A 20,620-nucleotide genomic window follows, 5' to 3' on the forward strand; every position below is an offset into this window, starting at 1 on the left:
CCTGAGCGGCCTCCCCACGCACCGGTCGCCTCTGTGTGACATTGGTCACAGGAGGCCAAGCCGGGCTTCTGGTAGAGTGGAGCCCTACGGCACGCTGGCCGTGGCGCCGTCACCTTCCGGCGCGGATGGACGGGAGAATGAGGCAGTGTAAGTTGTAGAGGAGGGGAAGCATGGCATACGTGGACGGCTATGTATTGCCGGTGCCCAGGAAGAATCTAGGCGCCTACCGGCGGATGGCACGCCTGGCAGGAAAGATCTGGCGCAAGTACGGCGCCCTCCAGTACTTCGAGTGCGTCGGTGATGATCTTCACCCGAAGCATGTCGCTCTCACGTTCCCCAGGACTGTGCGGGCCAAGCCCGGGGAGACGGTGGTGTTCTCATTCGTCGTGTTCAAGTCGCGTGCGCACCGCGACCGCGTCAACGCCAGGGTGATGAAGGATCCGTCCCTGGACACGCCCAATCAGGCGATGCCGTTCGACATGAAGCGCATGGCCTACGGCGGGTTCAAGGTCCTGGTCGAAGCCTAGGGACTTCACACGGAAGGAGTGATCACCGCAGTGTGACATAATGGGGCCATGAAGTACCGCCTGCTCGCCGACGCCTACGCCGAGATCGAAACCACGACCTCGCGCCTGGCCATCACCCGGCTGCTGGCCGACCTCTTCCGCCAGGCGCCGCACTCCGTCCTGGCCCGCCTCACCTACCTGACGCAGGGCAAACTCTACCCCGACTTCGAGGGTGTGGAGATCGGCGTGGCCGAGAAGATGGCGGTGCGGGCCGTGGCCCAGGCGGCGGGCGTCTCGCCGGAGGTCGTGACGCGCCAGCTGGCCGCCTCCGGTGACCTCGGATCGGTCGCCGAGACGCTGCTGGCCAAGAGCGCAGGCCGCCGGGCCACGTTGACCGTCGATGAAGTGTACGACGGGCTGGACCGCGCGGCGCGGGCCGCCGGCGAAGGGGCGCAGTCCGTGCGGATCGGAGCGGTGGCCGGATTGCTGGCCAAAGCGGCACCGGCCGAGGCGAAGTACATCGTGCGCATGGCCACGGGCAAGCTCCGTCTGGGTGTCGGGGACATGACCATCCTCGACGCCCTGGCCGAGGTCTTCGCCGGGGGGAAACAGGCCCGCAAGGAACTGGAGCGCGCCTACAACCTGACCTCCGACCTGGGTCAGATTGCCGCCGCCGTCGCCGCGGGCGGCCTGGAGGCGATCCGCAAGGTTCACGTCGTCGTGGGCAAGCCGATTCGGCCGATGCTGGCCGAGCGCCTGGGCGATCCCGCGGAGGTCCTGGCCAAATTGGGAGGCCGTTGCATCGCCGAGTACAAGTACGACGGCGAGCGACTGCAGATCCACAAGAAGGAGTCGGAGGTGGAGATCTTCTCCCGGCGCATGGAGAAGATCACCGCCCAGTACCCCGACGTGGTGGACCTGGCCCGGCGCTGCCTGCAGGCAGGCGAGGCCATCGTCGAGGGCGAGGTCGTGGCCGTGGACGCCGATACGGGCGAACTGCGCCCCTTCCAGGACCTCATGCCGCGCCGGCGCAAGTACGGCATCGAGGAGGCGGTGAAGGAGATCCCCGCCACGTTCTTCGCCTTCGACACCGCCTATGTGGACGGGCGGGACCTGACCACCGAACCCTACCAGGCGCGCCGGGCGGTCCTCGCCCGCATCCTCCGACCGGCCGAGCAGTTCAAGCTGGCGACCTCCGCTGAGGTTTCCTCGGTGGAGGAACTGGAGCGGATCTTCGAGCAGGCCGTGCAGGACGGCTGCGAAGGGCTCGTCTGCAAAGCCACGGGGGGCATCTACCAGGCCGGAGCCCGCGGATGGCAGTGGATCAAATTCAAGCGCGAGTACCGCAGCGAGATGACCGATGCCGTGGACCTCGTGGTCGTCGGCGCCTTCCACGGCCGGGGCCGGCGCGGCGGCACCTACGGGGCGCTGCTGATGGCCGCCTACGACGACAAGGAAGACGACTTCAAGACGGTCTGCAAGCTGGGCACGGGCTTCTCCGACGAGTTCCTCGCCAGCCTCCCCGCGATGCTCCGCCCCCACGAGCGCGCGGAGCGGCCGGCGCGTGTCACGGCCCGCCTGACGCCCGACGTCTGGATCGAACCGGCGGTCGTCTACGAGGTCATCGGCGCGGAGATCACCCTGAGCCCCGTGCACACCGCCGGGTGGGACGTCCTCCGCCAGGGCAGCGGGCTGGCCATCCGCTTCCCCCGGTTCACACGCGTCCGGGACGACAAGGGCCCCGCCGACGCCACAACCGTGACCGAGCTCGTGGAGATGTACCGGCGCCGGCTGAAGAAGGCCGGATAGGGGGCGAAGATGTGGTTGTGCCCCTGCGGAATCCATGAGACAATGAGCAGGCGTCGCAGAAGCTGGTTCCTCTGTGATAGTCTGCAGGACGAAGGTGGGAAGATCGTGGCGACAGGTACCGTCAAGTGGTTCAACAGTGAGAAGGGGTACGGCTTCATTACCCCGGAGGACGGCTCGAAGGACCTCTTCGTGCATTACAGCGCGATCGAGGGCGAGGGCTACAAGTCGTTGAACGAGGGGCAGAAGGTCGAATACACCGAGGGGCAGGGGCAGAAGGGTCCCCAGGCGACCCGAGTGCGACCTATCGGATAACGTCCTTCCGACCGCCAGCATCGCAGGCGAAGGCCCGGGCAATCACCGCCCGGGCCTTCTGACATCGGCGCCACACCGCAGGTCTCGAGCCCCCCGTCAGTAGGAACCCGGGGAGGCGCGCCGTAGTGGTCCCCTGCAGCCCGTCTCAGGAGGCGATGATGAGTCCCCGTCCGATCGAGATCGAGGATCTCCTGGCCGTCCGCTTCCCGCACGATCCCGCCGTATCCCCCGATGGCACACAGGTCGTCTTCGCTCTCGGTCGGCTCGATGTCGAGTCGAACGAGATCCGATCGGCGCTGTGGATGGTGCCGGCAGGCGGCGGCCCGCCGGTCCCGTTCACCAGCGAGGAAGCCCGTGACACGAAGCCCATCTGGTCTCCCGACGGACGCCGGATCGCCTTCCTCTCCACGCGCGGCGGCAGGCGCCTGGGCCGGAAGAGGGGCGCGCCGCAGCTGTGGGTGATGCCTGCCGGCGGCGGGGAGGCGGTGCAGCGGACCTTCTTCCGAGACGGTGTCGCGCAGCCCGCCTGGTCGCCGGACGGACGCCTGCTCGCCTTCGCTTCGCGGGGCAGCCCGGAGCACCTCGAACGGCGGGAGGACGAGGAGGTGGTCGTCCGGGAGATCCGCCGGGCGAAATACAAGTTCGACGGCCTCGGCTGGGTGGAGCGCCCGGCGCACATCTGGACGGTCTCCCGGGATGGGGGAACCCCCGTCCGGCTCACCGACGGCGAGTTCGACCACGAGTTCCCGGTGTGGCTGAACGACCACGAGGTCGTGTTCGTGGCCAACCGCACCCCGGCATCGGATCTCAGCCTGGCCCGCGACCTGTGGGTGGTGGACGTGCGCACGCGTGAGATGCGGCAGATCACGCAGCACGGCGGCCCCTGCCTCTCGCCCACCCCCTCCCCGGACGGGCGGTGGATCGCCTTCATCGGCCACGACCTCCACGCGGGGCCGGCGACGAACATGGCGGTCTACGTCGTCCCCTCTGCCGGCGGGCCGGTCACCAATCTCACGGAACGTTTCGACCGCTCGGTGGGCAACGCCGTGGGCAGCGACCTGCGGCTCACCCCTCTCGTCCCCCGACTGGCCTGGGACGGCGACGGGGCGATCCTCTTCCTGGCCAGCGACGCGGGCCAGACGCACCTCTACGCGGTGCGGCCCGGAGAAGGGACGGTGCGGCAGATGACCGCCGGGGCCGAAGTGGTCGCGGACTTCCACGTCGGCGGCGGGACGACGGTCGTCCAGCGCATCGGCTCCGCCTCGTTCGACGAGCTGTGGGCGCTGACCGACGGGCACCTGCGCCCCCTGACCGGCGTGAACGACGGCCTGGCCGGGGAGGTCGCGCTCGGATCGCCGGAACGCTTCTCCTACCTCGGGGCCGACGGCTGGCCGATGGAAGGCTGGATCCTGACCCCGCCCGGCTTTGACCCCTCCCGGCGCTACCCGGCCGTCCTGCGCATCCACGGAGGACCGCACGCGGCCTTCGGCGACGCCTGCAGCCATTACGCGCAGCTCCTCGCCGCCCGCGGATACGTCGTGATCATGACCAACCCGCGCGGGAGCCAGGGCTACGGGGAGGCGTTCACCCGCGCGGTGGTCGGGGACTGGGGCGGCAAAGACGCTGAGGACATCCTGCTGGGCCTGGAGGCCGTGCTGGCGCGGGGCTTCGTCGATCCCGGACGCGTCGCGGTCACCGGAGGTTCCTACGGCGGGTTCATGACGAACTGGCTGATCACGCACACCCCGCGGTTTCGCTGCGCCGTCAGCGAGGTATGCGTCAGCAACCTGCACAACTTCTACGGCACGAGCGACATCGGCGCGACCTGGGGCGAAGCCGAATGGGGGGCGACGCCGTGGGACGATCCGCAGACCCTGCTGGCCCGCTCGCCGCTGACCTTCGTCCGGAACGTCCAGACCCCCGTCCTGCTCACGGCCAATGAGGACGACCATCGCTGTCCGGTCGAGCAGTCCGAGCAGTTCTTCATCGCCCTGAAGAAGCTGGGAAAGGACGCCGTCTTCCTTCGCTTCCCGGGGGAGAGCCACACCATGAGCAGCAGCGGCCGGCCCAGAGCGCGACTCGAGCGGCTGAAGCGCCTGCTGGAATGGTATGCTCAGCACCTGCAGGAGACCAGATCGGCTGTGCCGGCGGGGCGGTAGGCGATGCCGCCTACGGAATGAGGTGGCGGGCATGACCGCGCTGCTCGTGGCCACGGAGCGGGCGCTGTTCGTTGCGCGACGGGCATCACGCTGGTCTGTGGAGGAATCCCTGAAGGGCAAATCCCCCGATGCCCTCGCCGTTGATCCGCACCATCCCGGGCGTGCCTATGCCGGGACCTGGGGTCACGGCCTGTGGCGCACCGACGACGCCGGCCGCACCTGGCATCCGGCTGGCCGGGGGATTGCCTACGGCGAGGTCACGGCCGTCGCGGTCAGCCCGGCTGAAGGGGGCGTGGTGTATGCGGGCACGGAACCCAGCGCGGCCTTTCGCTCTGAGGACGGCGGAGAGACGTGGAACGAGCTGCCGGGACTGCGGGCGCTTCCCTCGTCCCGATCGTGGGCGTTCCCGCCCCGTCCCGAAACCCACCACGTCCGCTGGATCGAGACCGATCCGGCCGTCCCCGGCAGAGTTTTCGTGGCCATCGAAGCCGGCGCGCTGGTCCGGACGCTCGACGGCGGCCGGACCTGGCTGGACCGGGTGCGCGAAGGGCCGATCGACACGCACACGGCCGCCACGCACACCCTGGCGCCCGGCCGGCTGTACTCCGCGGCGGGAGACGGCTACTTCGAAAGCACGGATGCGGGCGAGAGTTGGTCTCGTCAGGTGGACGGCCTGCAACACCGATACCTCGTCGGGGTCGCCGTCCACTCGGCCGACCCGGATGCCGTCATCGTCTCTGCCGCATCAGGACCCTACGTCGCGTACAGCCCCCGCCGCGCCGAAGCCTACGTCTACCGCAAGAGCGCAAAGGGGGGATTCCAGCCGGCCATGGCCGGACTGCCGGACGCCCGAGGCACGGTGGCCAGCCGGTTCGCCGCCAGCCCGGACGAGCCGGGCATCATCTACGCGGCCAACAACCACGGGACCTTTTGCACCGCCGACGCCGGGAAGACCTGGCAGGTCGTGGAGATCCCCTGGCCCCAGGGCGCATTTGACCGCGGAGTGAATGCGCTGGCCTGCCTTCCCGACTGAACGATCGTACACCAGCGGCTGAGACGCGCACCCCCTTGCCCGCGGCGAACTTTTGCCCCGGCCTCCGCATCTATCTTCTAGAGGGAACCAGTCGCCTCAAGAACAGGAGGGAGGACGGCATGAGGGCTTCTCGCGACGAGACGGCGCCAGTACTTGAGACACAGACTGCGCCGGTTCGCGAGACGCAGTGAGGCGGAATGCGGGCGGGAAGGTGTATCGCGCCGGAGACGCCTCTTCCTTCACAAATCCCAAAGGAGGCTGCGATGCGCGGTTCAATGAAAGACCTGCCGGTGATTCTCGACGTTCCCGAGGGCAAGATCTGGCAGGTGGAATGGGGCGGCAACATCGTCGAGTTCGGCAAGTTCAACCAGCCTGTTGACCCCGCTCCATTTTTCAAGGGCCTGCCTGACGATCGTTGTCAGTGTCCGCACTGGGGTTATGTGCTCAAAGGCCGTCTGCGCTATCGTTTCAAGGATCACGAGGAAATCTACGAAGCGGGCGATGCCTATTACGCGCCCCCAGGCCACACTCCCGTGTTGGAAGCGGGCGTCGAGTACGTTGAACTCAGCCCGATGAAGGAACTGGCCAAGACGATGGAAGTCGTCAAGCGTAACATGCAGATGATGAACCAAGTCTGAACAAAGAAAAACCATGACCATGACCTCTCGCTGGCGGGGGCTGGCGTTATTCCTCGGCGGCATCCTGACGGGGATCGGGCTGCTGATCCATCCCAATGACGCGGCTGACCCCAATGTGGTCATCACCGGACGCTGGAGTTTAGCGCACGGTCTACTCTTCGTCGGCGCGGTGCCGGCTCTGCTCGGGCTGGGGGGTGTTCACGAGCGCCTGAAGGGCTTGCTTGGCTTCATCGCCTACCTGCTGACCTTCAGCAGCATTGCCTCCTTTATCTTCGCATTTGCGCTCGAAACCTTTGTCGTACCCGTCATGGCCGCCGATCCCAACGCCGGGAAGTTACTGGATCCTACTGGTCCGTTGCTGGGGGGATCGCTGGGGGTCTTTCTTCTGGTCATCGGTCTCGCTTTTACCTTGGGCGCGATCCTGCTGGGTATTGCCATCCTGCGTTCGAGCGACCTGCCCAAGTGGAGCGGGATTCTGTGGATTGGTGCTGCGCCGGTATCGCTGGTTCCACCTCTGCCCTATCCTGTGCTGCTCATCAGCGGTCTGGCCCTGGGGCTCGCCTTCGCTGTTACGGGCTTTGCCATCTGGTCGCGGCAAATGCCGATGACGCGTCCTGCGATTACCTGAACACACGGCTGGGCGATGATCTTCACCCGAGGTCATCGCCCAGCTTCGAGAGAGACCGAAATGTCTGGTTTTGTCCTTGCCGACTTCTCACCGCCTGCGCTCGCCCAGGCCGTCAAAACCAACCTGCACAATTTCTTCCGCTATATAGCCCGCGCGACGCCAACGGAATCTCTTGGCGATCCGGAACTGACACGCTGGCACACGCAGGTGCCCTTCCCCTGGTTCAACGGCGTGCTGGCTTCACGCCCGCCGACGAACGGCGACGAAGAAACCGTGCAGACAGCGATTGCCTGGTTCAAGGCCCGGGCGGTGACACGGTTTACCTGGTGGCTGACGCCGACGCTGCCGCGCACGGGCTGGGAAAAGCTTCTCCGAGCGCAGGGCTTTCAATCTTCAGACGGGCCGCCTGGCATGGCCGTGGAGTTGCACGCGCTGAAAGAAGACGGGACCCGCCCTGGGCTTCATATTGCTCCGGTGGCCGACGAAAAGACCTTACAGACGTGGACGCGCACGTTCATCTTCGGATATGGATTGCCGCCGGATTGGGAGAAGCCCCTTCTGAAGATGATGACCGGCCTCGGGCTGGACCTGCCCATGCGCAACTACTTGGGCTATCTGGATGGTAGGCCGGTTGCTACTTCCAACTTATTTCTGAGCGCCGGGGTGGCCGGGGTGCAGTTTGTTGCCACGCTCCCCGAAGCGCGCGGGCAGGGCCTCGGCGGGGCGATGTCTCTCATGCCTCTGCTCGAGGCGCGGCAGATAGGTTACCACATTGGCGTCCTGCAATCCTCTGCGATGGGCTTCCCGGTCTATCGTCGGCTTGGATTTCAGCAGGTTTGCCAGGTGGAGCATTACTACTGGGCAGAGGCGAGCGCGTCTGAAGCAGACGGACACCGAGATCATTGAGTGCAGCCCCCTGGGACCAGCTGGCGCAGGTGATTAACGTCGTGGAACAGAACCTTCCAGCCTAGCTTGAAACGACCGGCTCTCGCTGATCTTTGAACAGTTCGTCCTATCTTCGCCGAGGGCGGCCAGGAGCCGACTTTGCAGCGCGGCAACGAGTATCAGGCTCATCGAGGCAGGCGGGTTAATACCGACCTCGTCCGTCAGGCCCAGGCAGGGGATACCGAAAGCCTGGGCATCCTTCTGGAACGCTGGCGCCCCTATATGTACGCGCGGGCTCTGCAGCTCCTGGTCTCACGCGACGCGGCGGAGGACGCGGTGCAGGACGCCTGTGTCATCGCTCTTTCCCGCATCGCCGAGATCCGAAACCCTGCTTCCTTTGGGAGCTGGATCTATGCCGTCGTGACGAACGTGTGCCGCGGTATGCTCCGAAAGGGCGGCAGAGTGGGCGCAGCCTCCCTGGGGCTGGAGAGATACTTATACCTCCACCACCCGGAACAGATGGCGGAGCATTACCTGGAGTCCGTCGCCTTCAAAGACCTGGTCTGGCGGGCCCTGTCCGGCCTGGGCGAAGATCTGAGAGTAGCGGTGATGCTGCGCTATTTCTCCTCCTACCGTTCCTATGAGGAGATCGCCCTGATCCTCGGGGTGCCGGTGGGGACGGTACGGAGCCGCCTGGCCGCGGCGAAGGATCAGCTGCTGCGTCAACTGCAGGCCGTGCGCCCGGCCCATCCGGAGGCCTCCGCCGGCACAACGACGTTTACCGTGAAGACCCTGGGGGAGATCTGGCGCGGTCTCTGGCAAGGTGACGCGCGGCCGTTCGACTTCTTCGATGCGGATCTGCGCTTTACGTTCGTCTACCCGGATGCGCCGCCATCCTCGCGTTCCGGCATCGCCTCCTGGAAAGATGAAGTGCGGGGCGACGTTCTTGCCGGCACCGTCGTCTACCCGGATCGTGTCGTCGCCTCCCACACGGTGTCGATTATCGAAGGTCGCATCGAAAACGCGCCGGAGACGCCGACGCGCTGCCCTCCCGGCGCCGTCGCCGTGCTCTTCCACGGCGCGCACCGCATCACGCGCATGCGCATCCACATGGAACCCCGCCCGGCCGGGACGAGGGACCGCTCGCCCCGGTCGTCTCCGGCATAGACACTGCGTCGAGCGGCGAACCCGGCGACGAGCGATTCAAGAGCAGAACGAAGCCAGGGGATTGAGAGACGCGGTCGCGACCTAAGAGACCGAAGGTATGGAGCCGGCGACGAGATTCGAACTCGTGACCTGCGCATTACGAGTGCGCTGCTCTACCACTGAGCTACGCCGGCTCGGACAGAAGCATCATAGCAAGGAGTTGCGGGCGGCTCAAGACGAACCCCCCTCAGTGTGAAACTGCTCCGGACGCCGCGGCAGTGGGACCGCCGCACGACGATCGTCGCCACGCTGGGCCCCGCCACCTGTACCCCTGAGCTCGTTCGCCGGCTCATCGAGGCCGGCGCCGATGTGTTCCGCCTGAACTTCTCTCACGGCACGCAGGAGACGCACGCCGAAGCGTACGCCCTGGTCCGGGAGGCGGAGCGGGCCGTGGGGCGGCCGGTGGCGGTGCTGCAGGACCTGGCCGGGCCGAAGGTGCGGGTGGGACCGCTGCCGGGCGGCTCCGTCGCGCTGCGCGAAGGAGAGCCGCTCATCCTCTCGGCGGACTCCGCGGGCGACGGGGGGCGGCGTATTGCGACCACCCACCCCGGGCTGGTCCGGGATGTGCGCAAGGGCGACCGCATCCTCCTGGACGACGGCGCGCTGGAACTCCTGGTGGAAGCGACCGGCAGAGAGGGTGTCCGCACGCGCGTGGTCCGCGGGGGAATCCTCTACGCGCACAAGGGGCTGAACGTGCCCGGGGTGCCCCTGCGCGTGCCGGTGATGACGGAGAAGGATTACGACGACCTGGCCTTCGGGATCCGACTGGGCGTCGATTATGTGGCGATGAGCTTCGTCCAGCGCCCGGAAGACCTCGTCCCGTGCCGGCGGGCCATGGCCCGTCTGGGCCGCCAGGTGCCCATCGTGGCCAAACTGGAGAAGGCGGGCGCGATCGTCGCCCTGGAGGGGATCCTCCGCACGGCGGACGCGGTGATGGTGGCCCGGGGCGACCTGGGGGTGGAACTGCCGGCCGAGCAGGTGCCGGTGCTGCAGAAGACCATCATTGCCAGGGCCAACGATGTGGGCATCCCGGTGATCACGGCCACGCAGATGCTGGACTCGATGGTGGACCACCCGCGGCCGACGCGCGCGGAAACCTCGGACGTGGCCAATGCCATCCTGGACGGGACCGATGCGGTAATGCTGTCGGAGGAGACCGCCGTCGGGAAGTATCCCGTGGAAGCCGTGGCCATGATGGACCGCATCGCCCGCGTCGTGGAATCCACGAACCCCGCCATCTTCACGGCCCGCGCCGGCGCCCGGCGGGGGACGGCCGCCTCCGTGGCCCGCGCCGCGGCGGGGCTGGCCGACGAGCTGAACGTCCGGGCCATCGTCGTCATCACGCGCACCGGCCGCACCGCGGAACTAGTCAGCAAGCAGCGGGCCCGCGCTCCGCTGGTCGCCTTCACCGAGGAGGAAGGCACCGCCCGCCGCCTGACGCTGTGGTGGGGCATCCGGGCCTACGCCACGACGTTTCTGGACAACACCGACGCCATGCTCACCCACGTCGAAGGCGAGCTCCTCCGCCGCCGGCTGGCCGCGGCCGGAGAGACCATCGTCCTGGTGGGCTCGGCCCCGGTGGTGGCGCGAGGGCGCACCAACTTCGTGAAGGTACACCGCATTCGGAGCGCGAACACGGCCCAGCGAAGACGGCCTGCGGAGGCCCGCCGATGAACGAGCGGCTGTGGGAGATCTACGAGCAGCTGTGCCTCGTGGAGATGGTCAGCCTGGAAGAGTTCGTCCGGCGCCTCAAATCCGGCGAGTTCGGCGATTTCCCCACCGAGGACGTAGTCAGTTTCCTCCGCGAGATCGAGGCCAACATGCTCCAGAACATCGAGATGAAGACGATGGAGCACCAAGCCTACGCGGAGATGGCCGACGAGGTCTCCGAGCAGACCCAGCGGATGTTCGAGGAGTTGATCGACGAGGTGCGCCGGCCCTAGATCAGGAACCGGCCGTTGCGGTAGATTACCTCGCCGTCCGCGATCACCTCGGCGCCGGTGCGCAGGTCGCAGATCATGTCCCAGTGCAGCCCTGAGACGTTCTTCGATCCCGTCTCAGGGTAGCCGGCGCCCAGGGCCATGTGCAGCGTCCCGCCGATCTTCTCGTCGAACAGGATGTTGCGCGTGAACTGCGTGATGTGGTAGTTCGTGCCGAAGGCGAACTCGCCCAGGTAGCGCGCGCCGGCGTCGGTATCCAGCATCGCCTTCAGAAACTCCTCCCCCTTGGCGGCGCGGGCCTGGACCACCTTGCCGCGCTCAAACACCAGTTCCACGCCCTCCACCTCGCGGCCGTCGTAGATGGCGGGGAAGCTGAAGCGGACGCGGCCGTTCGCCGAGTCCTCAACCGGCCCCGTGAAGACCTCGCCGTCCGGGAAGTTGGACTCGCCCGCGGCGTTGATCCACCTCCGCCCCTCCACGGAGATCTCCAGATCGATGTCCGGCCCGCGCACGACGAGACGGTTGCGGCGGTTGAGAAAGGCCACGATCCGGTCCTGCTCCCTGCGCACCTGCTCCCAGGCCGCGACCGGGTCCTCGCGGTCCAGCAGTCCCGCGCCGAAGACGAAGTCCTCGTACTCGGCCAGGGACATCTCGGCGTCCTGGGCCTCGGCATGGGTCGGGTACTGCGTCCCGCACCAGCGCAGTTCCCCGGCCGCGGCCCGCTCCAGGAACCGCTGCTGCAGCTCGCGCGTGGCCTCGCGACGCAGGGCGACGCGCTTGGGATCGATCCGGGTCAGCTCGCGCGTGTTCCACTCGCCCCAGATGCCCAGCGATGCGGTGATGCGCTCGGTCTCCTGCCGCTGGAGTTCGGACACGAACCGCAGCTGTTCCTCCGAAGCGTGCTTGAAGTAGATCTCCTCCAGCCCGTCCAGACCGACCCGGACGAAGGGGTGGGCGCCGGCCGCCAGCCCCTCGCGGTAGACGGCGACAATCAGCGGAGCGGCCAGGGCGGGACCGCTGATCCGAAAGAGATCGCCGGGGCGGATCTTGAGCGAGTAGTGGACCAGAACCCTGGCCAGCTTGTCGATGCGGGGGTCAACCATCCTCTCCTCCCAAGATATGGTGCTCGCTTGATGGTGACACGTCCCCCGCCCTCCTGTCCAGCGGCCCGGCGAGGCAGGAGGTCCCCCGGATGTGTCCTATCCCCACAAGGGGAGGCGGGAACCTCCGGCGGTTCGCGCCGGGACACCGGGCACCTGACAGGACGCCGGACACCGGATAGGGAGGGTCTTCATGGAGATGCTGATCGTGCTGGGGATCATCGCCCTGCTCGTGCTGTTCTTCATCGCGATGTACAACCGGCTGGTCGTCCTGCGCAACCGCATCGAGAACGCCTGGTCGCAGATCGACGTGCAGCTGCGCCGCCGCTATGATCTGATCCCCAACCTGGTCGAAACGGTCAAAGGGTACGCGGCGCACGAACGCGCGGTCTTCGAACGGGTCACCGAAGCGCGGGCCCGGGCCCTGGCCGCGGGCGGGGTGGCGCAGCAGGCCCAGGCCGAGAACATGCTCACCCAGGCCCTGCGCTCCCTGTTCGCCGTGGCGGAAAACTACCCCCAGCTGCGGGCCAGCGAGAACTTCCAGAAGTTGCAGTCCGACCTCTCCGACACCGAGAACAAGATCATGTTCTCCCGGCAATTCTACAACGACACGGTGATGCAGTACGACAACGCGCGGGAGTCCTTCCCGACCAACATCGTGGCCCGGCTGGCCGGCTTCGGGCCGAAGGAGTACTTCGAGGCGGAGGCGGTCTCGCGCGAACCGGTCAAAGTGCAGTTCTGAGGCCCGTCAGCGGGCCCGCGCGCGCCGTATTGACGAGAAACAGCACCAGAGCCAATGTATTGAGCAACGCGCCCCACCGCCTTCCCGGCGGTGAGGGGATCAGGTCGGCCGCGACGCGCAACACCAGGCCGGCGTGCAGCAGCGCCGCGTGCCCGTAGAACGCCGGCCGATAGGGGACGGTGCGGCCGAGGACGGCGGGCAGGATGATCGGGGCGTGGGCGAAGACCATGGAGAAGACGAAGCCGACAAAGACGGCGTGCAGGCGCGCGTCGTAGAGGTAGCCTCCGCGCGGGCCGGGCGCGGCGAACCACAGGATCCCTGCGGCCAGTAGCCAGAGGTAGCCGGCGAGGAGATTCGCCGCGGTGAACCGGTGCAGACCGGCCAGCCGCAGCAGTGGACGGGCCGGGTCGTAGCGCAGCAGCCAGGCCGCCATCCCGACCATCGCCGCGGCCGACGTGCGGATTCCGGTGGCCGCACTCACCAGAGCGAGCGGCGGGCCTGTCAGGAGCAGGATTCCAAGAAGGACGAAGGTCGTCGTCGCCCACCGGGGCGGCCGGGCAACCCGGCTCAACTCCAGGCGCTCGCCAGCAATCATCAACACGAGAAAGGCCGTCCACCACGGCACGGTCAGCGGCAGGGAGCACGTGGCCATCCAGACGAGGTTCCCGCCCAGCCAGCTCAGGACGCCCGCGCCCATCACCGCGGGAGGCAGGGCAGGCTGGCGGCGGTAAAGGGCGGCGAAAACGGCGGCCAGCAGGGCGCTGGCCAGCGCGAACACCGCGCGGGCCACCACCTGGGGCAGGCCCAGGATTGTCAGCACGGAGCCGGCTCCGGCCAGCAGAGGAGCGGCGAAGGCCCAGCGCCGACCCAGGGCGACGGCGCGTTCCATCCCGATCAACGCGCCCAGGAATCCCGAGACCATCAGCGGCCCGTGGGCGACGGCCAGGTCGGTCGCGGGGAGACGCCATCCGGCCCGAATCAACCCCGCCGGAGTCGAGTGTCCCTTCGACCGGCTCCGGATGTCTCCTCCAGACGGCCTCCGCCTCCTCTCCTCTCGCCTCCGTCCTGCCGGCGGGGGAAGGAGCGCGCCGCCTCCGCCTGTAATCCTCATCCACTATGCAGGTCCCCACGCTGGCCGACGTCTTCAGCGCCCGGTTGCGGATCCGTCCCTACCTCCGACCGACGCCGCTGTACGCCTATCCGTCGCTCGATCGCCTGGTCGGCGCGGAGATCTGGGTGAAGCACGAAAACCACCAGCCCGTCGGCGCGTTCAAAGTGCGGGGCGGCGTGAACCTGCTCTCCCAGCTGCCCGCGGACGAGCGGCGGCGGGGCGTCATCGCCGCGTCCACCGGCAATCACGGCCAGTCCGTCGCCTTCGCCGCACGGCTGTTCGGGGTCCGCGCCATCATCTGCGTCCCCGAGGGCGCGAACCCGGTCAAGGTGGAGGCGATACGGGACCTGGGCGCGGACGTCGTTATGCACGGTCGCGACTACGACGACGCGCGGGAGCACTGCGAGCGCCTGGCCGCCGCGGAGGGCTACCGCTACATCCACTCCGGCAACGAGCCGCTGCTCATCGCCGGCGTGGCCACCGTCACGCTGGAGATCCTGGAGGAGCGGCCCGACGTCGAAGCGATCATCGTGCCTGTCGGTGGGGGCAGCGGCGCGGCCGGGGCCTGCGTCGTCGTCAGCGCGATGCGCCCCGATGTGCGGGTGATCGGCGTGCAGTCCGCCGAAGCGCCCGCCGCCTATCGCTCCTGGCGGGCCCGTCGGCTGGTCGAGGACCGCATGGGCACCTACGCCGAGGGGCTGGCCACCCGCACGGCGTTCGAGCTCCCCCAGCGCATCCTCTGGGAGCACCTGCGCGACTTCGTCCTCGTCAGCGACGACGAGATCCGCGCCGCACAGCGCGCGATGATCGAGAAGACCCGCAACCTCGTTGAGGCCGCCGGGGCGGCGCCCCTGGCCGCGGCGCTCAGCCTCCGGGAGCAGCTCGCCGGCCGGCGCGTCGCCCTGATCTGCAGCGGCGGCAACGTCAGCCCGGACCAGCTGCGCGCCCTGCTCAGCCCGTAGCCGCCGCCGGCGCGCCGCGCGCCGTTCAACCCGCACTGCTGCCGCCGCCCCCGCCACCGCCGCCCCCTTCTCCTGCGAACCCTCCGCGCGAGTCCCCGGCCGAGCTCACAGCGGTGACCAGTGCGTCGAGATTGGCCAAGATCCGGGAGAGATCCTCGAGGGAGTGCGCGGGGGGTCCCCGACCAGGACGGCCCACGCCCTGGCCCATCGCGCGCGCCGTTCCATGGCTCAGGCTACGCGCCGGCCTCCTCTAGGCCAACCGGCTGGCGTCCCGTCCCGGCCATGCTGTTGTCCCGGTTTTCCGGGTCAGGGCCTTCGCCCGCTCATCGGGACGGGCGCCCGTGTGAACGCGGGCGCCCGTCCTGTGCCCCGCCCGGGCGCTAGAACCGCCCGCCGACCAGGCCCTGCTCCCGCCACTTGCGGTAGATCCGCCGCAACTGTGCCGCCGCGCTGGACAGCGCCGCCTCGGGCGTGTCGATACCCTGGGCCACCCGGGCGAACATCACCGGGATGACCCAGGTGTTGAAGGCTTCGTCCATCGCCGCGCTCGACGGGCCCGGCCAGCCGACATGGTAGGCCCAGTCAAAAGCCGTTTCGATCGTGGCCAGTTTGTCCTTGCGGTCGCCGGCCGCTTTGGAGATCGGGTCGTCCCGCAGATAGGCCAGCCGCTTCTCCTTGGAGATGGCCCCCGTGAACGTGGGGAAGTCGTAGGCCTGGCTGGCGTGGAACTTCCCCGGCGCCCACCCCTCGCGGGCGGCGACGTCCGGGTCGTAGCTCAAGATGAGGTCCACCAGGAACTTCTGGGCGGCGTTGCGCACCGGCGCCGGTCGGTTCCGCCACAGGGTGTAGACGCCCATGACGTGCTCCAACCCCCGCGCTCCGGCCGGGCCCTGCGGGGCGCGCTCCGTGACCCAGGTGTTGCGCGCGAACTGCACGGCGGGGGAGCTGTTGGGGGCCTCGCCCCGGCGCAGGGCGGCGATGGCCTGGGCCTGCGCGGTGCGGGTGATCGAGATGGCGTTGGCGGCCATCGAGATGCGCCCGGCCAGGAACTCTTCGTTGTTGGAGGCCGCGGTCCAGGCGAAAACCCCGGGGAACATCGCCTCCTCGTACAACGCCTTCACGAACCGCAGGGCGTCGAGAGTGCGCTGCCGGAACGGCGGCCGGTCGATGACGACGTTGCTCTCCTCGTCCACCTCCGAGGTGCCCCAGGAGTACATCAGGGCGTGCAGCCACATGTTGGTGTCGATCTCCTGAGAGAGCCCCAGCCCGACCGGGTGCCCGAGCTTCTTCAACTCCCGGCCGCCCCAGCGGATGTGATCCCAGGTCACCGGGCCGCGCAGCGGGACGCGCTCCGTGCCCACGATGCGCGCGGAGACCTGCCGCCAGAGGTCGGCCCGGTAGTGCACGGGGTCGGGGACGAAGTTGTCCGAGACGCCGAAGTAGCGCCGCGTCACCGGATTGAACGTGCTCTTCTCGGCCAGGGGGATGTAGTTGCCCGCCTTCCGCTTGAGCTCCTCGACGACCTCGCGATGCGCGTCGGTGTCCACCTGGCGCTCCAGCGTCGCCGGGGGGCTCAGGTGCTGGATGAGGTCGTGGCCGGGATCGGCGCCGGCGGCCACCCGGGACGACTCCGCCGCGGCGACGGCCGGGATGTCGGCCAGGCCGATGTGGTCGATGACGACGCGTACGCCGTTCTTCTCCCCCCACTTCGGGGCGAAGACGCGGTCCAGCCACTCGTCGTAGGGCGGCACGAAATGCCGCCACTGCAGGATGCGGAGCGTGACCGGCTGCGCGGACGCCCCGCGGGGCAGCAGCAGCGGTCCCAGCCCTGCCGCGGCGGCCAGGGCGCCGGCGGTCTTCAGCAGTTCCCGCCGGGTGAGCCGCCAGCGGCCGTCGGCCACCTGCATCCAGACCCACTCCCCATCAGCCATCCTCCCCGCCTCCCTTCGGTCGCGGCCGCACCGGCCGCGGGATCACTTGATCGCCCCACTGACGGTAAAGCTGCCCACGAACCGCTCGATCACCGCGTAGTACATCGCCGCCACGGGCACGCTGGCCAGAAAGGCCGAGGCCATCAGCGGCCCCCAGTCGAAGATGTCGCCCCGCACCATGTCCGCGGGCACACCGACGCTGACGGTCTTCTGGGCGGTGCTCGTCACGAAGGTCAGGGCGTAGACGAACTCCTGGGCGGAGAGGGTGAAGCCGAAGATCACCACCGTGACGATGCCCGGCAGCGTGAGCGGGATGACCACCTGCCACAGCGCCCGCAGCCGGGTGCAGCCGTCCACGAGGGCCGCTTCCTCCAGTTCCCGCGGCACGCCGCGCAGGAAGCCGGTGAGCAGCCAGACGCTCAGCGGCACGGTGATCGTGGGATAGACGACGATCAGGGACCAGAGGGTGTTCTGCAGGCCGAGCGTCGTCACCACCCTGGCCATGGGGATGAACAGCAGCGTCGGCGGGACGAGGTAGACGAGGAAGATGGCGATGCTCGCCCGCTCGCCCCAGCGGCCCAGGAAGCGCGCCAGGCTGTAGGCCGCCGGCAGGGCGAGCAGGAGCGTGATTGCCACCACCGCCACGCCCACCAGCGCCGTGTTGAGCACCCAGCGGGCGTACAGCGTCTTCGTGAAGACGTACTGCCAGTGCTCCAGCGTCGGCGGCTCGTGGAACCAGAAGGGGTTGTGCAGGGGGTTGTAGAGGTCGGAGTTGCGCTTGAAGGCCGTGATCAGCATCCAGGCGAACGGCGTGGCCGCGACGATGACGAAGGCGCCGAGAATGCCGGCCCGGCCCAGCGCCAGGGCCCGCCGCCGCGCCCGCACCTAGGCCACCTCCACGCGGCGCGCCAGGCGCAGCACCATCACGGCGGCGACCAGGAGCACGGGGAAGAGGAGCAGGGAGATCGAGGCGCCCACGCTGAGGTTGCCGCCGAAGATCCCCTTGAAGAAGGCCAGGCTGGAGAGGACCTGCGTGGTGTCGAAGGGGCCGCCCCGGGTCAGGACATACACCACGGCCATATCTGTGAAGGTGAAGATCGTGCCGAACAGCACGGCCACCGCGGTCACGGGCGCCATCAGGGGCAGGACGATGTGGAACAGCCGCCGCCAGAAGCCGGCGCCGTCCACCTCGGCCTGATCGAGCACGTCGCGGGGCAGCGCGGCCAGGCCGGCCAGGAGGATCACCGTGGCGAAGGGCAGCATGCGCCAGACGTGCACGGTGACCACGGAGAACATCGCCAGGTTCGGCCGGCCCAGCCAGAACATGTTCTCGCCGGGTCCCAGCCAGCCGAGGCCGCGCAGCATCCAGTCGAGGATGCTGAACCGGGCGTGGAAGATCCACAGCCAGCCGATCGTCGTCAGGGAGACGGGGGCGACCCAGGGCAGCAGCACGAGGAACATCACCAGCCCGCGGCCCCGGAAGGGGCGCTGCAGGGCGTGGGCCAGGATGTTGGCCAGCACCAGGACCGCGACCTGGGCCAGGACGGTGAAGGTGAAGGTGTTGCGCAGGGCGCGCATCGCCACCGGGTCCTGGAAGACCTCGACGAAGTTGTCCAGGCCGATATAGCGCCCGTAGGGGTTGCCCGTCGTCGCGTCGGTCAGGCTGAGGTAGAGGGCGAAGAGGAAGGGGAAGCCGACGAGGAGCGCGATGTAGAGCACGGCGGGGGTCAGCAGCAGAGGCCCGAGCACGCGCTCGCGCTCGAACAGGGCCCGCCCGTTCGACAGGGCGGTGGAGAGCGAGCGCGTCACGCTCAGGGCCACCGCTCCACCACCACCTTCTTCTCGGTGTAGAACTCCACCGCGTCGCGCCCCTGGCCGTGCAGGTCGCCGAAGAAGCTCTGGTTCCAGCCGGCGAAGGGGAAGAAGGCCATCGGCGCGGCGACCCCGACGTTGATGCCGATGTTGCCCACCTGCACCTCGTACCGGAACCGCCGGGCGGCCGCTCCGCTGCGCGTGAACAGGCAGGCCATATTGCCGTAATCCTGCGCGTTGACCAGGGCGATCGCCTCGTCGATCGTGCGCACGGGGATCAACCCCAGCACCGGTCCGAAGATCTCGGTGCGGGCGATGGTCCCCCCGGGGGGCACCTCGTCCAGCACCGTGGGCCGGACGAAGAACCCCTGCTCGCGGCCGGGGATGCGCGCCCCCCGTCCATCCACGATGATTCGGGCGCCCTCCGCCTCGGCCTGGCCGATCAGCCCTTCGACGCGCCGCTGGCTCTCGGCGCGGATCAGCGGCCCCATCTCCACCCCCGGCTCCAGCCCGTCGCCTACCCGGCGGGAGGCGGCCAGTGCGGCGACCGCCTCGGTGAACGGCTCCCGCGCCTCGCCGACGACGATGGCCAGCGACGACGCCAGGCAGCGCTGACCGGCGCAGCCGAAGGCCGAGTCGGCGACCAGCTGGGGCACCGTGGCCATGTCCGCGTCGGGGAGGACGACCACCGGGTTCTTGGCCCCGCCCTGGCACTGGGCCCGCTTGCCGGCCGCCGCCGCCCGCGCGTAGACGTGTCGCGCCACCGGCGTGGAGCCGACGAAGCTCACGGCGCGGACGAGGGGGTGATCGCAGAGCGCGTCCACGGTCTCCGCCGCCCCGTTAACCACGTTGACCACGCCGGGCGGAAGGCCGGCCCGCTCGACCAGGGCCATGATCTTCTGCATCGTCAGAGGGACCTTCTCGGACGGCTTGACGATGACGGCGTTGCCGCAGGCCACGGCGTAGGGCAGGAACCACAGCGGGATCATCCCGGGAAAGTTGAACGGCGTGATGGCGGCGACCACCCCCACGGGCTGGCGGAAGAGATGTTCGTCGATGCCGCGGGCCACGTCCTCACTGTTGTAGCCCTGCAGCAGGCTGGGGATGCCGCAGGCCACCTCGACGTTCTCGATTCCCCGCCGCAGCTCGCCCACCGACTCGTCGTACGTCTTGCCGCACTCCTCGGTGACGGTACGGGCCAGGTCGTCGAGATGCTCCTCGAGCAGGCGTTTCAGACGGAACAGGGGCTGGACGCGCTCCGGCGCCGGGGTGCGCCGCCACTCCCGGAAGGCCCGCGCCGCGGCCTGCGCGGCGTGATCCACGTCGGCCGCACTGGACAGCGGTACGCGGGCGATCACCTCGCCGCTGGCCGGATTGAACACCTCCAGGCCCCGGCCCCCGGTCGCCCTCGTCCACTCGCCGGCGATGTGGTTGAGGACTTCGTGCATTCCCCGGCCGTCCTTTCAGGAAGCGCGGACCGGCGCGGGGTGGGGCGAAACAGGACGGCGCTGCGCCGGCCTCGGGTGGGTGGACTATTCGGCTCCCCGTGGTCCCGTATCCTGTCTGCGGCCGCCCCGCGGAAGCGCCGGACGTACCCGCACCGTCGGCTCCGGCGATGGCATCGCCGTGGTGTGGACAGCCGATGGCAAGCCGGTCGCGCAGCTTGGCCCGCACGAAAACGCGTGGATCGCCGTAGAGTGGAGCCCTGACGGCCGGTTCCTCGCTACGGCTCAGTTCCACGGGAATGTACGGATTTGGGAACGGGGTACCTGGAAGCAACTAGTGCTGCTGCGTGTTCACGCCTCGGCAGGTCTGGTGCGCTGGACGGATGGTTACATTGCTGTGG

At 68.6% G+C, this 20,620-nt stretch carries 19 protein-coding genes and 1 tRNA gene; 13 read left to right on the forward strand and 7 right to left on the reverse strand.

The annotated features are described in order from the left end of the window. Positions 1-170: 170 nt before the first annotated feature. The 9 genes from QN141_00640 to QN141_00680 all read left to right on the forward strand — a co-directional run bounded on the left by QN141_00640 (position 171) and on the right by QN141_00680 (position 9,137). Entirely contained in the window at positions 171-527 is a 357-nt protein-coding gene (locus QN141_00640; protein ID MDR7556979.1) for a DUF1428 domain-containing protein, read from the forward strand. 48 nt (positions 528-575) lie between these two features. Then, positions 576-2,315: an ATP-dependent DNA ligase gene (locus QN141_00645; protein ID MDR7556980.1), complete on the forward strand. Its 1,740-nt coding sequence runs from the start codon at positions 576-578 to the stop codon at positions 2,313-2,315. Between the two features lie 105 nt (positions 2,316-2,420). Then, positions 2,421-2,627: a cold-shock protein gene (locus tag QN141_00650; GenBank protein MDR7556981.1), complete on the forward strand. Its 207-nt coding sequence runs from the start codon at positions 2,421-2,423 to the stop codon at positions 2,625-2,627. 158 nt (positions 2,628-2,785) lie between these two features. Further along, a complete protein-coding gene (locus QN141_00655) occupies positions 2,786-4,786 on the forward strand; it encodes a S9 family peptidase (GenBank protein MDR7556982.1) in 2,001 nt (666 codons plus the stop codon). Positions 4,787-4,817: 31 nt separating this feature from the next. Further along, positions 4,818-5,819 (forward strand): hypothetical protein, encoded by a 1,002-nt coding sequence (locus QN141_00660; GenBank protein MDR7556983.1) that lies wholly within the window; start codon positions 4,818-4,820, stop codon positions 5,817-5,819. A gap of 263 nt (positions 5,820-6,082) precedes the next feature. Next, a complete protein-coding gene (locus QN141_00665) occupies positions 6,083-6,457 on the forward strand; it encodes a cupin domain-containing protein (GenBank protein MDR7556984.1) in 375 nt (124 codons plus the stop codon). A gap of 13 nt (positions 6,458-6,470) precedes the next feature. Beyond that, a complete protein-coding gene (locus QN141_00670) occupies positions 6,471-7,085 on the forward strand; it encodes a hypothetical protein (GenBank protein MDR7556985.1) in 615 nt (204 codons plus the stop codon). 15 nt (positions 7,086-7,100) lie between these two features. Next, positions 7,101-7,991 carry a hypothetical protein gene (locus QN141_00675; protein MDR7556986.1) on the forward strand — a complete coding sequence of 297 codons (891 nt, stop codon included), beginning with the start codon at positions 7,101-7,103 and terminating at the stop codon, positions 7,989-7,991. A gap of 138 nt (positions 7,992-8,129) precedes the next feature. Beyond that, positions 8,130-9,137: an RNA polymerase sigma factor gene (locus tag QN141_00680; protein MDR7556987.1), complete on the forward strand. Its 1,008-nt coding sequence runs from the start codon at positions 8,130-8,132 to the stop codon at positions 9,135-9,137. 98 nt (positions 9,138-9,235) lie between these two features. On the opposite strand, the gene QN141_00685 is transcribed toward QN141_00680, so the two are convergent. Next, a tRNA-Thr gene (locus QN141_00685) sits at positions 9,236-9,310 on the reverse strand. Positions 9,311-9,368: 58 nt separating this feature from the next. Here QN141_00685 and pyk point away from each other — a divergent pair. Both pyk and QN141_00695 read left to right on the forward strand, forming a co-directional pair. Further along, on the forward strand, positions 9,369-10,850 hold the full coding sequence (gene pyk, locus QN141_00690; GenBank protein MDR7556988.1) for a pyruvate kinase: 1,482 nt from the start codon (positions 9,369-9,371) through the stop codon (positions 10,848-10,850). After that, positions 10,847-11,119 (forward strand): hypothetical protein, encoded by a 273-nt coding sequence (locus QN141_00695; GenBank protein ID MDR7556989.1) that lies wholly within the window; start codon positions 10,847-10,849, stop codon positions 11,117-11,119. Before pyk ends, QN141_00695 begins: the two co-directional genes overlap by 4 nt. Here the strand turns inward: QN141_00695 and QN141_00700 are convergent. After that, complete coding sequence (locus QN141_00700; GenBank protein MDR7556990.1) at positions 11,116-12,219, reverse strand: aminopeptidase; 1,104 nt, start codon at positions 12,217-12,219, stop codon at positions 11,116-11,118. The two genes, QN141_00695 and QN141_00700, sit on opposite strands and share 4 nt — an antisense overlap. 190 nt (positions 12,220-12,409) lie before the next feature. On the opposite strand from QN141_00700, the gene QN141_00705 reads away from it, so the two are divergent. Further along, positions 12,410-12,958 (forward strand): LemA family protein, encoded by a 549-nt coding sequence (locus tag QN141_00705; protein ID MDR7556991.1) that lies wholly within the window; start codon positions 12,410-12,412, stop codon positions 12,956-12,958. On the opposite strand, the gene QN141_00710 is transcribed toward QN141_00705, so the two are convergent. After that, positions 12,942-13,940, reverse strand: a complete 999-nt coding sequence (locus QN141_00710) for a hypothetical protein (protein MDR7556992.1) — start codon at positions 13,938-13,940, stop codon at positions 12,942-12,944. The genes QN141_00705 and QN141_00710 overlap by 17 nt on opposite strands. 134 nt (positions 13,941-14,074) lie before the next feature. Here QN141_00710 and QN141_00715 point away from each other — a divergent pair, with 134 nt between their 5' ends. After that, on the forward strand, positions 14,075-15,031 hold the full coding sequence (locus QN141_00715; GenBank protein ID MDR7556993.1) for a threonine/serine dehydratase: 957 nt from the start codon (positions 14,075-14,077) through the stop codon (positions 15,029-15,031). A 380-nt stretch (positions 15,032-15,411) separates the two neighbouring features. On the opposite strand, the gene QN141_00720 is transcribed toward QN141_00715, so the two are convergent. The 4 genes from QN141_00720 to QN141_00735 are packed head-to-tail and all read right to left on the reverse strand — an operon-like array spanning position 15,412 to position 20,222. Then, a complete protein-coding gene (locus QN141_00720) occupies positions 15,412-16,962 on the reverse strand; it encodes a twin-arginine translocation signal domain-containing protein (GenBank protein MDR7556994.1) in 1,551 nt (516 codons plus the stop codon). 42 nt (positions 16,963-17,004) lie between these two features. Beyond that, a complete protein-coding gene (locus QN141_00725) occupies positions 17,005-17,847 on the reverse strand; it encodes a carbohydrate ABC transporter permease (GenBank protein MDR7556995.1) in 843 nt (280 codons plus the stop codon). Continuing rightward, on the reverse strand, positions 17,848-18,783 hold the full coding sequence (locus QN141_00730; GenBank protein ID MDR7556996.1) for a sugar ABC transporter permease: 936 nt from the start codon (positions 18,781-18,783) through the stop codon (positions 17,848-17,850). It lies immediately after the preceding gene. Further along, positions 18,774-20,222, reverse strand: coding sequence for a CoA-acylating methylmalonate-semialdehyde dehydrogenase (locus QN141_00735; GenBank protein ID MDR7556997.1), 1,449 nt, complete (start codon positions 20,220-20,222; stop codon positions 18,774-18,776). Before QN141_00735 ends, QN141_00730 begins: the two co-directional genes overlap by 10 nt. Between the last annotated feature and the right edge of the window lie 398 nt (positions 20,223-20,620).

It is taken from the genome of Armatimonadota bacterium (assembly GCA_031459765.1).
Taxonomy (GTDB): Bacteria; Sysuimicrobiota; Sysuimicrobiia; order Sysuimicrobiales; family Kaftiobacteriaceae; genus Kaftiobacterium; species Kaftiobacterium secundum.